The organism is Arcanobacterium haemolyticum DSM 20595 (assembly GCF_000092365.1).
In the GTDB taxonomy this organism is placed as follows: Bacteria; Actinomycetota; Actinomycetes; order Actinomycetales; family Actinomycetaceae; genus Arcanobacterium; species Arcanobacterium haemolyticum.
This window is the reverse complement of sequence record NC_014218.1, coordinates 1,393,605-1,406,206: the sequence shown is the minus strand read 5'-3', so window position 1 is coordinate 1,406,206 and position 12,602 is coordinate 1,393,605. Positions and strand designations below refer to the sequence as shown.

The window sequence follows — 12,602 nt, the reverse complement described above, 5'->3', positions numbered from 1 at the left end:
AAATTGACTAAAAACGTATAGAAGATAACGTTTTGGTTACGAAACCGTCAAAAAGTGAGCTGGAACATCTTATTGGGTGGCATACTGCCGGATTCGCGCCTATTCTTATAGGCGAACCGTTTTGGTGACTGCACGGCACCAAACTGGAAAACTAGATCAGGAGAAACTAGTGAAGAAATTCAAGTCTTTTGTTGCAGTTGCAGCAGCAGCTACATTGGCTCTTTCGGCATGTTCCGGAACTGACGGCAAGAAGGCAGAAGGCGGCGCCGCTGACGCCTCTGGCTTCAAGGCATGCCTCGTCTCTGACGCAGGTGGCTGGGACGATAAGTCCTTCAACGAATCCGCATTCAACGGCCTCAAGGCTGCTGAAAAGGAATTCGGCGTGGCCGTTAACACCGCAGAATCAAAGGGCGATTCTGACTTCGGTCCAAACACTCAGACCATGATCGATGACGGCTGCTCGCTCGTTATCGGCGTTGGCTTCATGCTCGCACCAGCAATCATGAAGGCAGCTGGAGAAAACCCAGATCTCCACTTCGGCCTTATCGATTCCGCCTTCACTGACAAGGATGGCAAGCCAGTTGAACTCAAAAACGGCCGCGCACTTCTCTTCAACACCCAGGAAGCAGCATTCCTTGCTGGCTACGTTGCCGCTGGTGCAACTAAGTCCGGCACCGTTGCAACCTTCGGTGGTCTTCAGATTCCTTCCGTTACCATCTTCATGGATGGTTTCGTTGACGGCGTGAAGGCATACAACGAAGCAAAGGGTAAGAACGTCAAGGTTCTCGGTTGGGACAAGGAAACACAGAACGGCTCCTTCACCAACTCCTTCGACGATCAGTCCCTCGGTAAGTCCCAGGCTCAGCAGTTCATTGAGCAGGGTGCGGACATCATCATGCCAGTTGCAGGCCCAGTCGGCCTCGGTGCGGCAGCAGCTGCAAAGGAAGCTGGCAATGTCTTCATGATCGGTGTTGACTCCGATTGGTACGAATCTGCTGCAGATTACAAGGACATCGTCATCACCTCCGTTATGAAGGGTATCGGCGAATCCGTCAAGGCCGCAATCGAAAGTGCAAAGGGTGGCAAGTACGAAACCAAGCCATACGTTGGCACCCTCAAGAACAAGGGTGTTTCCCTTGCTCCATTCCACGATTTCGATTCGAAGCTTGCTGACGATCTGAAGTCCGAAGTTAAGGAACTCGAAGAGAAGATTGCTTCCGGCGATCTCAAGGTTGAGTCTCCTGCTGCTAACTAATCGCGCAAACATCTCATCATGCGTTGATTGAAGAAGTGGGGATCTTATTCGCCTAAGAGTAAGATCCCCACTCTCTTAATTTTTAGCAGCGAAAAGTATAATTCTGGCATCGGTAAATTCCCTGGTTACAGGGTATGATTATTGATACACAAAACTCAGAAATACTAGGGTCTGAGGAACGAAAGGGGTTCAGCGTGAAGCTGGAGCTAAGGGGCATTACGAAGAGGTTTGGCCCTCTCGTAGCTAATGATCATATTGACCTCGTGGTAGAAGAAGGTCATATTCATGCTCTGCTTGGAGAAAATGGAGCCGGAAAATCAACACTCATGAACGTGTTGTATGGTCTCTATGATCCAGACGAGGGAGAAATTCTACTTGACGGTAAGAAAGTCACCTTCAAGGGGCCAGGTGACGCGGTAGCTGCTGGTATCGGCATGGTCCATCAGCACTTCATGCTGATTCCTGTTTTTACCGTTGCTGAATCAGTCGCGCTCGGTTACGAACCTGCAGGCGCTGCTGGCCTTATCGATATTAAGAAGGCGCGCCAAAACGTTATTGACGTGTCCAAGCGTTTCGGATTCGATCTTGATCCAGATGCTTACATTGAAGATCTTCCAGTTGGTGCTCAGCAGCGCGTGGAAATCGTTAAAGCACTTTCGCGCGACGCGAAGATCTTAATTCTTGACGAACCAACGGCAGTGTTGACGCCACAAGAAACCGATGAACTTATGGGCATCATGAAGCAACTTGCGGCTTCTGGAACCTCTATCGTGTTCATTACCCACAAGTTGCGCGAAGTGCGTGCTGTTGCGGATGACATCACCGTTATTCGCCGTGGTGCAGTGGTTGGCGAAGCTAGCCCGACGTCATCTGAAGCCGAACTGGCAACCAAGATGGTTGGCCGTCCGGTTATGCTTAAACTCGAAAAGGACGATCCACAACTTGGTGAAGTGGGCTTGGCGTTCAACGATGTCACCATGCTGAATGACAACGGTACCAAGCTTTTGGATCACGTCTCCTTCGAACTGCGACGTGGTGAAGTACTTGCGGTTGCTGGTGTTCAAGGAAATGGTCAGACCGAACTTGCGGAAGCAATTCTTGGCCTTCTTGAAACCACGAGCGGAACAATTACGTTGGATGGGCAGGAAATCCAGAACCGCCACGTACGAACGAACATTGACGATGGCATTGGCTTCGTTCCAGAAGATCGATCCAAGGATGGCATGATCGCCTCCTTCTCTATCGCAGAAAACCTTATCCTCGATCAGTACCTCAACAAGCCGTTCGCTTCCGGTATGGCTATGCATCCAAACGTGGTTTCCACGAACGCTGATGAAAAGGTCGAAGAATTCGATATTCGTATCACCCGTATCAGCGATCCGATCTCCACTCTGTCCGGTGGTAACGCACAGAAGGTTGTTGTGGCACGCGAACTTTCGCGCGATCTGCGCCTGTTTGTTGCAAGCCAGCCAACCCGTGGTGTTGATGTTGGTTCGATCGAATTCATCCACAAGCGCATTATCGAAGCACGCGATGCAAGCACCCCTGTGTTGCTCGTTTCCTCAGAACTCGATGAAGTTGTTGCCCTCGCAGATCGCATTGCTGTGATGTACCGCGGGCGAATCATCGGTATTGTTCCTGCAGATACATCGCGTGATGCTCTTGGCCTCATGATGGCTGGTGTGCCTCAAGAAGAAGCACTTGCATCAGCTGCTCAATCTTCAACCATGGAAGGCGCAATGTGATGAGTAAGAAAAACACTACTCCGATTAGTGCTGGCCAATGGGCAAAAGCACTCGTGCATTCTGCACCTCGTTCCGGCTGGCTCGTTGGTATTATCGCGGTCCTCATTGCGTTTGCACTCGGTGCAATCCTGATCGTTATCACCGGTGCCTCCGTTGGAAATGCCTACACAGCAATGTTTAAGGGCTCGATTTTCAACGCATCTGCACTGAACCGTGGCCTCTCATACGCCCTGCGCCCAATGGTGGATTCAATCTTCTTCGCAATCCCACTGATTCTCGCAGGTTTGGGCCTTGGCTTTGGTTTCCGCGCTGGACTCTTCAATATCGGTGGCGCAGGCCAGATCATCTTCGGTGCACTCGCCGCTATCTGGGTATCCTTTTCCCTTGATCTGCCATACGGCCTCCACCTCCTCGTCGCACTGATCGCAGCTGCTGCTGCTGGTGGTTTCTACGCTGGTATCGCGGGTTACTTGAAGGCAAAGACTGGTGCTAACGAAGTTATCGTCACCATCATGCTGAACTCGGTTGCAACTCTCGCGCTCACCTACGTTCTGTCACTTGATTCGTGGCACCAGCCTGGTCAAAATAACCCAGTGACTCCGGTTGCGCAAGATACTGCCGCACTTCCGGCCCTCTTGCCAGCACCATTCAAGCTCCACTTGGGCTTCATCATTGCTGTTGTTGCAGTGTTCGTTTACTGGTGGATCTTGGAACGCTCCACGTTTGGCTTCGAAGTTCGTGCAGTTGGTGCCAACCCACACGCAGCCCGTACAGCAGGCATGTCCATTGCTAAGGTCACCACGCTCACCATGGTCACGTCAGGCATTTTCGCCGGTATCGCCGGTGCAAACGAAGCCCTCGGCACCATGTACCAGGCACACCAGGGTGTCACGTCCGGTATTGCTGGAACCGTTGGTTTCGACGCGATTACCGTGGCACTTCTTGGCCGTAACAAGCCAATGGGAATCTTCTTCTCAGGTCTGCTCTTCGGCGCATTCAAGGCAGGCGGCTACGCCATGCAGGCTCAGGGTGTGCCAATCGATATGGTGCTTATTCTTGAATCCGTTATCGTCCTCTTCATCGCAGCTCCTGCACTTGTTCGGTGGATGTTCCACCTTCCAAAGCCAGATGGCAAGAGTCTGCGTGAATACGCAGCCTCGCTCGGCAAGACTGAAGCCCAGCCAGCTGCCCAGAAGAAAGTCGGTGCGCACGCCATCAAGCGCGAAGAAGGCACTGCCACAGATGAGCATGCTTCAACAGGAAAGGAGGAGACGGCATGATTCAGAATCGTCGTTCTAAGAAGACTCCAACCCTGAACGTCGAACTTCCAGAAGTTCTCGAAGCCGAACACGAAGTCAAGGGTAAACTCTCCTGGAAGATGCCAATCACGTACGGTTTGGCAACTCTCCTCGCGCTCTTCTTCGCAACCACCGCAACAGGTGACGCTCGGTTGCGCCTGAAAGATCGCTCGTCGTCGATCGATATTCCAGACATCACGATCCCTGCCGTTGCTACCCTCTGGGTATTCTTCGCACTGATCCTTATCGCAACTATCTGGTCGATCGTCTCCACGCTCAGCCGTGGCAGCTATGGCAAGATGGGCCGCGTACTCGATTTCGTTGCAACCATCGTGGTTGCTGTTCTCACGATTTTCGGATTCCTCCTGCTCGCAGGCGGCGGTTCCGCAGGCGCCATCACTCTCACCTCTACACTGGGGATCACCGTGGCAATCTCCACGCCACTGATCTTCGGTGCTCTCTCCGGTGTTGTGTGTGAACACGTTGGCGTTGTCAACATCGCAATTGAAGGCCAGCTCCTCGTTGGTGCGTTCGTCGGCGTCATGGCCGCGTCGTTCTTCAAGACTCCATACGTTGGCCTCTTGGCAGCACCACTGGCCGGTGCGTTCGTCGGGTCTCTGCTGGCACTTTTCTCCGTCAAGTACGGTGTGGACCAAATCATCGTTGGTGTTGTGCTCAACGTTCTCTGCCTCGGTCTTACAACGTTCTTCTACGGAACGCTCATGTCCGAAAACGCGGCATCGCTCAACACCAACCAGTACTCGCTGCCAATCATGCGTATCCCATTCCTGGCGGATATCCCAGTTATTGGCCCAATGCTGTTCAACCAGACCATCCTGGTCTACATCATGTACGTTGCAGTCGCGCTGCTCACCATCTTCCTCTACCGTTCCCGTTGGGGCCTGCGCATGCGCGCATGTGGCGAACACCCACGTGCGGCAGACACCGTGGGGATCAACGTGAACCGCACCCGTATCCGCAACACGATCTTCGGTTCCGCAATCGCCGGCCTCGGTGGTGCATTCTTCACCATCGGTCAGGGCCTTGCCTTCACCGATAACATGTCTGCTGGAAACGGCTACATCGCGTTGGCGGCAATGATCCTCGGTAAATGGCATCCAATTGGCGCACTCGGCGCCGCTGGGATGTTCGGTTTCGCTAAGGCAGTTGCGCTGCTCATGCCAAACCTCCACGGTGGAATCCCATCACAGCTTGTGAACATGATTCCTTACATCATCACCGTGATCGCAGTTGCCGGCTTCGTTGGTAAATCGAAGCCACCAGCCGCAGAAAACATTCCATACATCAAGTAACAATTTGGGGATCGGTGGGCCGGCTAAGCCGGCCCACCGTACTTCATTAATCATAGAAAGGAGTTGAGAAATGTCTGAGATTAATTGGGCCGAACTCCGAGAGCTCGCGATTGAAGCTATGCATACGGCATACGCGCCATATTCCGGATATCCGGTAGGCGCTGCGGCACTGGTAGACGATGGCCGTCTGGTATCAGGATGCAACGTTGAAAACGCATCCACCGGTTTAGGCACATGCGCCGAAAACGGGTTAGTTTCGATGCTCCACCGAACAGGCGGAGGCCGGCTCGTTGCCTTCTATTGCGTGAATGGCAATGGGGAAGTAATCGTGCCATGCGGGCGTTGCCGCCAATTGCTCTACGAACACGGCGGGCCAAACCTGCTCGTCACTATGCCAAGCGGCATCATGCGTATGGATGAGGTTCTCCCGCAAGGATTCGGACCAACAGATCTAGCCCAAGTCGAATCGAGCCTTATCAAAATTGACACCCCGTACGCATTGAAAGACACCACCAAAGAAAACAAGACGAAGGAAAAGTAATGGCTGAAAAGTTCGACGTCGTTGACGTCATCCGTTCCAAGCGTGACAAGTCCAAGCTAACCAAGGAAGAAATCGACTGGACCATCGATGCTTACACTCGTGGAGTTGTTGGTGACGAACAAATGGCAGCACTTGCCATGGCCATCTTCCTCAACGGCATGGACCGTGAAGAAATCTCCCAGTGGACCAACGCCATGATCGAATCCGGCGAACGGATGGATTTCTCCGGCCTGGGCCGCATCACTGCAGACAAACACTCCACCGGTGGCGTAGGCGATAAGATTACGCTCCCACTCGCACCACTCGTGGCAGTCTACGGCGTGGCAGTTCCGCAGCTCTCCGGCCGTGGCCTCGGCCACACTGGCGGTACGCTCGATAAGCTTGAAGCTATCCCAGGTTGGCGTGCAGCTCTCTCCAACGAAGAGATCATGCACCAGCTTGGCCTTGAAGGCCCAGGTGCTGTTATCTGTGCAGCAGGCTCCGGCCTTGCCCCAGCAGATAAGAAGCTATACGCACTGCGTGATGTCACCTCAACAGTGGATTGCATCCCGCTCATCGCATCCTCGATCATGTCTAAGAAGATCGCTGAAGGCACCCACTCGCTCGTACTCGATGTCAAGGTTGGCTCCGGCGCCTTCATGAAGGACCTTGCCAAGGCACAAGAACTCGCACGTACCATGGTTGATCTTGGTACTGATGCAGGCGTGAAGACAACGGCTCTCCTCACCGACATGTCCACCCCACTCGGCCTCAAGATCGGAAACGGCCTGGAAGTCGCAGAATCAGTGGAAGTCCTGGCCGGTGGCGGCCCAGCTGACGTCGTCGAACTCACCCTTGCACTTGCACGCGAAATGCTCACCGCAGCAGGTCAGCCAGATGCGGACATCGAAGCGGCACTCAAGGATGGACGTGCAATGGACGTATGGCGTTCGATGATCGAAGCACAAGGCGGAGATCCAGACGCCGCAATGCCAGTTGCCAAGCACACCCACGACGTGGTTGCAGAAGCCGATGGCGTGCTTTCCAAGCTCGACGCACTCTCCGTAGGCGTAGCTTCCTGGCGCCTCGGTGCAGGCCGCGCATTCAAGGATGAGCCGGTCCAGCTTGCAGCAGGAATCGAACTGTTTGCGAAGCCAGGCGACGAAGTCAAGAAAGGTCAAAAGCTCATGACCCTCCACACCGACGACGACACCCGTATCGAACGAGCCCTCGAATCCCTCAACGGTGGAATCGAAATCGGCGGCGAATTTACAGCCCGTGAATCCGTTGTTCTCGACCGGATTTCCTGATGCCGTTTAACCTGTCAGCCTTTGCTGCTGTCTCCACTCGCGTGGAGACAGCAGTGAGTTTCCCATACACTCCGCTAACTGGCAACGATCGTAACGTTCTTGACGAATATGCGAGTGATGGGATCGACGTCGGCCCCCTCACCCAAACTACGCCGCGCACCTGCGGCGCAATGGTTGGGGTAGTAGCGGCGCTCGTACGCGACGGCTTCACAATCGAACAACTTTGCGGCATCTCCGCCACGCCAGACATCAAACGTGCAGAACTCGATACATACGAACGAATGCACGAACGCCACTACTGGCCACAACGATGGGGAACCACGCCCTGGGCACTGGCCGAAGAACTCAGCCAACCAGGGCAACCCTACGTATCCCTACCCGTCAGTGACGAAACGGAAACAGGCTGGAACACCCTCCAATGGGCATTCCACGCTGCCGCGGCAGGAAAACCCTCCGCGCTCTACACTGGCGACTCCATCGGGTACGGGCGTCACGGAATCCGCGGAGCTGTACCACGGCACGTCATCGGCGTTCTCCCCGGAGAAAACTACACGCCAAACGGCCTACCACAACTCACTATCTATGAACCGTCCGCCGGGAAAATCTTTCACATGCCACTCCACACGATGATGGCACGTGAAAAACCGCACCCAGCATTCGGACAATGGACCCATGTTGTCTGGGCAGTGTTGCCTGGGCAAGAAAACAAGTAAAATAGCCAGGGACACCTGTCCTTGTAAAGAAAAGGAGAAATCGTGGCAACACGTGAAGAAGTTGCAGGCATCGTTGATCACACGCTGCTCAAGCCAGAAGCAACAATCGAGGACGTAAAGAAGCTCGTTGAAGCTGCAAAGGAACTCGGCACCTACTCTGTGTGCGTTTCCCCATCCATGCTTCCACTTCCAGAAGAAATCGAACTAGGTGACGTCAAGCTTGCCGTTGTTGCAGGCTTCCCATCTGGCGCCGTGGCATCCGAAATCAAGGCTGCAGAAGCTGCACGCGCAGTTGCTGCCGGCGCTGATGAAGTTGACATGGTTATTAACATCGGTCTTGCTAAGGAAGGTGCTTGGGAAGAACTCGAATACGACATCGCTGTTGTTCGTGACGCCATCCCATACGCCGTTCTCAAGGTCATCATCGAATCCGCAGCCCTCACTGATGAAGAAATCGTCAAGGCTTGCGAAGCATCGATGAACGCTGGCGCAGACTTCGTGAAGACTTCTACCGGTTTCCACCCAACAGGTGGCGCATCCGTTCACGCCGTTGAGATCATGAAGCGGACCGTTGGCGATGCACTCGAAATCAAGGCTTCCGGCGGCATCCACGATGGTGCTTTCGCACTCGAACTCATGGAAGCTGGCGCAACGCGTCTTGGCCTCTCCGGTACCGCAAAGGTTCTGGATTCGCTCCCAGAGTGAACCGAGTAGTTGCTAGGTTTACTAGCTAGGTATCTGGCTAAATAAAAAGATGTTGGGGCGTGTGTTTCACACGCCCCAACATCTTTTTGGCCTTTGTGCTTTTGTACTCCAGCGAGCCTTCTCAATCTTTAGGCTCGCTGGAGCCTTAGCATATCTCAGGCATCGAGCTTGAGAGCTTCGCCCATTTCAGCCTTGAATGAGGCGAGGCGTTCGGAGGCTTCTGCCCGAACGTCGCTCAGTGGGCGGCCGTTGATTGGGACGATAACTTCAAGGTAGCACTTGACCTTCGGTTCGGTGCCGGATGGGCGCACGATTGCGCGATCGCCTGCTTCGGTGTGGATCACAATTGCGTTGGTTGGTGGCAGTTGATCTGTTCCGTTGGAAAGATCGACGACGGAGGCCACCTGCGAACCGAGAAGAACCGTTGGTGGGTTGTGGCGAACCTTTTCCATTGTTGCTGGGATGATGGAGAGATCTTCTACGCGGATCGTGACTGGTCCGGTGAGGTAGAGCGATCCGATCATGCCGGCGATGCGATCGAGTTCGTCACGAAGGCCCTTGCCTTCGGTCTTGAGCTTGGCTGCGGTTTCTGCGATGAGTAGGCCGGCAGAGAGGCCATCCTTATCTTTCACGTGTGTTGGATCAACACAGAAGCCGATGGCTTCTTCGTAGCCGAAGGCGATGTTGTGTGCGCGGGAAATCCACTTGAAGCCGGTGAGTGTGGCTTCGTAGTTCAGCCCGTGGTGCTTGGCGATTTGTTCAAGCAGCTGGGAGGACACGATGGAGTTTGCCAGTGTGCCGGTTTCACCATGTTCCTGGACGCGATCAGCAACCTGTTCGCCCAGGATGGCACCGATCTCATCGCCGGAAAGCTGAGTCCACACGCCATCAACTGGAACGGCAACGGACGCACGATCGGCGTCTGGATCGGATGCGATCACAAGATCAGCGTTTTCCTTTTCAGCGAGCGCGATAGCAAGATCGAGCGCGCCGGCTTCTTCTGGGTTAGGGAAGGAGACGGTTGGGAAATCTGGATCTGGCGTGTTTTGTTCGGCGACTTCAACAACATCGGCGAATCCGGCGTCTGCCAGCACGCGGCGCATGATCTGCGCGCCAACACCGTGCATTGCAGTGTAGACGATCTTGAGATCGCGTGGGGTTTCTGGGCAGATGGTTGCAACGGCGGTGGAAACGTAGGTATCGATGAATTCTTCATCGATGGTTTCCCAACCGGATTTGGCGAGTGGGATTTCGTCTGCGAATGGAGCAGCTTTGATCTGTGCGGCGATTTCAGAATCGACTGGTGGCACGATCTGGGCGCCGCGGCCGTTTTCGTCAATAGCACGGCCGCCTGTGTAAACCTTGTAGCCGTTGTCCTTTGCAGGATTGTGGGATGCAGTGACCATAACGCCGGCATCTGCGCCGAAGTGGCGTACTGCGAAGGCGAGCACTGGGGTTGGCAGTGCGCGCGGCATGATCTTTGCGCGCAGGCCAGCTGCGGTGACGATCGCGGCGGTATCGGCAGCGAAATCTGCCGAGTTGTAGCGAGCATCGTAGCCGATTACCACAAGGGCATCGCTGCCGACTTTTTCTTTGAGCCATGCGGTGAGGCCGTATGCTGCGCGGCGAACAACTGCGCGGTTCATGCGGTATGGGCCACCTGCCATGGAGCCACGGAGGCCTGCGGTGCCGAATTCGAGTGAACCTTGGAAGCGATCTTCGAGTTCGGCGCGGGCTTCGGCGTCCCCACCTTCGGATTTCACTAGGAGGTCACGTACCTCGGCGGCAGTGCTTTCTTCTGGATCGTGTGCGATCCATTCTTCGATTTCTGTAACGTTGTAGGACATTTTTCTCCTTCATTGATGCTTCGTATGGAAGCAAGTTGCCCGCTGGGGATTTGGTCAGTAGGCCGCGAGTGCTGAAATCGTGAGCTCTCGCTTAGCGTGGGGTGAATATCTGACGGTGCCCACCCCACGAGCTTGTGGGTTTAGAGCGCGTCGGTTGAGATACGTTCGATGATGTCCGCGAGTAGGCGGGAGATCCGTGGACCTGCGGCCTTTCCTGCTTCGAGGACTTCTTGGTGGTTGAGCTTGCTCGGTGCGAAGCCAGCGGCGTGGTTGGTGACGAGCGAGATGCCGAGTACTTCCATGCCTGCTTCTGTGGCTGCGATGGTTTCGAGCGCGGTGGACATACCAACCAGATCGCCGCCGAGGATGCGTGCCATCTTGACTTCGGCTGGGGTTTCATAGTGTGGCCCAGGGAATTGGGTGTAGACGCCTTCCGGGAGTTCGGAATCGATGGTGTGTGCGAGTTCGCGCAGGCGGCTTGAGTAGGCATCGGTGAGATCAACGAAGTGAGCGCCTTCGATTGGTGAGGTGGCGGTGAGGTTCAGGTGATCCTTGATGAGTACTGCGGTGCCTGGGCCCCAGTCTGGAACGGTGGATCCGCAACCGTTGGTGAGGATGCAGACTTTAGCGCCACATGCTGCTGCGGTACGAACACCGTGTGCTACTGCACGAACGCCTTTGCCTTCGTAGTAGTGGGTGCGGGCACCGAGCACGAGAGCATGATGGCCGGAAGCTAGTTTGATAGACGTGATTTTTCCTCCGTGGCCAACAACGGCTGCGGCGTGGAAGCCAGGAATTTCAGAGGCGTCAATTTCGCAGACAACATCGCCAATGAGTTCTGCGGCTCCGCCCCAACCTGAGCCAAGAGTGAGGGCAATATCGTGGCGTTCTACGCCAGTTCGCTCTGCGATGACTTTTGCAGCGGCTTGAGCGAGTTCTTGAGGAGATAATTCATTGTTAATCATAGATAAACTCTACCAAAACTCTGCATGGATAAAGAATGTGATGGATTGGTGTTTGGTAGGGCAGTGCGATACTTTCGGAAAGGGAGGACGTTACATGAAGGAGAACGACGATGAATCACGATATGAATCCCCACAATCATGCTCCTGTTTCGTTTAAGACCGAGGAACCAGGGGAGCGCACTGCTGATGCCAGTTTGTTGGCTCCGGAGCAAGAAACGTCGTTCTTGCATTCTGATCCGTGGCGGATCATGCGTATCCAGGCGGAGCTTGTAGCAGGGTTTGATGCCTTGACTGATGTGGGTCCTGCGATTGCCGTGTTTGGTTCTGCCCGTATGAAGCCAGAGAATCCGCATTATGCGATGGCGGTGGAGTTGGGTAAGCGGCTTGCAGATGCGAACTTCGCGGTGATTACTGGCGGCGGCCCTGGTGTGATGGAAGCGGCCAATAAGGGTGCACAGGATGCGGGTGGTAAGTCTGTTGGGCTCAGTATCGAATTACCGTTCGAAGAAGGCCATAACGCGTTTATCGATCTGGGCGTTAATTTCCGGTATTTCTTTGTGCGTAAGGTTATGTGTGTGAAATATTCGCTAGGGTTCGTGGTGTTCCCTGGTGGTTTTGGCACGATGGATGAACTGTTTGAAGCCCTTACGTTGGTGAGTACACGGAAGGTGAGTGGTTTCCCGGTTGTCCTTGTTGGTAGTGAGTATTGGGGCGGCCTCATTTCATGGCTCGAACAAACGGTGCTGGCGGAAGGTATGATTTCGCCATCTGACACATCGTTGTTCACCGTGGTGGATACTGCGGAAGAAGCGATGGACGCTATCGCGAAGGGGCTTCACAAACTGGCCACCGCGAAAATCTCGGATGAGTGAGTTCTGTCGCATTCTTCTTGTTACAGGCTAGAATGGCAATATAGGTCGTGTCTGTAGTG

General features: G+C 54.4%; 11 protein-coding genes. 9 read left to right on the top strand and 2 right to left on the bottom strand.

Annotated features, from left to right (window positions below; all coding sequences use genetic code 11):
• Positions 1-169 precede the first annotated feature (169 nt).
• The 8 genes from ARCH_RS06400 to deoC all read left to right on the top strand — a co-directional run bounded on the left by ARCH_RS06400 (position 170) and on the right by deoC (position 8,859).
• A complete protein-coding gene (locus ARCH_RS06400; protein WP_013170468.1) occupies positions 170-1,255 on the top strand; it encodes a BMP family lipoprotein in 1,086 nt (361 codons plus the stop codon).
• Between the two features lie 194 nt (positions 1,256-1,449).
• A complete protein-coding gene (locus ARCH_RS06395) occupies positions 1,450-3,000 on the top strand; it encodes an ABC transporter ATP-binding protein (protein ID WP_041640401.1) in 1,551 nt (516 codons plus the stop codon).
• Positions 3,000-4,280, top strand: a complete 1,281-nt coding sequence (locus tag ARCH_RS06390; RefSeq protein WP_013170466.1) for an ABC transporter permease — start codon at positions 3,000-3,002, stop codon at positions 4,278-4,280. Before ARCH_RS06395 ends, ARCH_RS06390 begins: the two co-directional genes overlap by 1 nt.
• Complete coding sequence (locus tag ARCH_RS06385) at positions 4,277-5,611, top strand: ABC transporter permease (protein WP_013170465.1); 1,335 nt, start codon at positions 4,277-4,279, stop codon at positions 5,609-5,611. The genes ARCH_RS06390 and ARCH_RS06385 overlap by 4 nt, the downstream gene beginning before the upstream one ends.
• Positions 5,612-5,681: 70 nt before the next feature.
• Positions 5,682-6,152 (top strand): cytidine deaminase, encoded by a 471-nt coding sequence (locus ARCH_RS06380; protein WP_013170464.1) that lies wholly within the window; start codon positions 5,682-5,684, stop codon positions 6,150-6,152.
• Entirely contained in the window at positions 6,152-7,441 is a 1,290-nt protein-coding gene (locus tag ARCH_RS06375; protein WP_013170463.1) for a thymidine phosphorylase, read from the top strand. The genes ARCH_RS06380 and ARCH_RS06375 overlap by 1 nt, the downstream gene beginning before the upstream one ends.
• Complete coding sequence (locus tag ARCH_RS06370; protein ID WP_013170462.1) at positions 7,441-8,154, top strand: hypothetical protein; 714 nt, start codon at positions 7,441-7,443, stop codon at positions 8,152-8,154. The genes ARCH_RS06375 and ARCH_RS06370 overlap by 1 nt, the downstream gene beginning before the upstream one ends.
• A 42-nt stretch (positions 8,155-8,196) precedes the next feature.
• Positions 8,197-8,859, top strand: a complete 663-nt coding sequence (gene deoC, locus ARCH_RS06365; protein WP_013170461.1) for a deoxyribose-phosphate aldolase — start codon at positions 8,197-8,199, stop codon at positions 8,857-8,859.
• Between the two features lie 155 nt (positions 8,860-9,014).
• Here the strand turns inward: deoC and ARCH_RS06360 are convergent, their stop codons facing one another.
• Positions 9,015-10,706 (bottom strand): phospho-sugar mutase, encoded by a 1,692-nt coding sequence (locus ARCH_RS06360; protein WP_013170460.1) that lies wholly within the window; start codon positions 10,704-10,706, stop codon positions 9,015-9,017.
• Positions 10,707-10,846: 140 nt separating this feature from the next.
• Positions 10,847-11,671, bottom strand: coding sequence for a purine-nucleoside phosphorylase (locus ARCH_RS06355; protein ID WP_013170459.1), 825 nt, complete (start codon positions 11,669-11,671; stop codon positions 10,847-10,849).
• Between the two features lie 110 nt (positions 11,672-11,781).
• Between ARCH_RS06355 and ARCH_RS06350 the strand changes: the two genes are divergently transcribed.
• A complete protein-coding gene (locus ARCH_RS06350) occupies positions 11,782-12,543 on the top strand; it encodes an LOG family protein (RefSeq protein ID WP_013170458.1) in 762 nt (253 codons plus the stop codon).
• Positions 12,544-12,602: the final 59 nt, after the last annotated feature.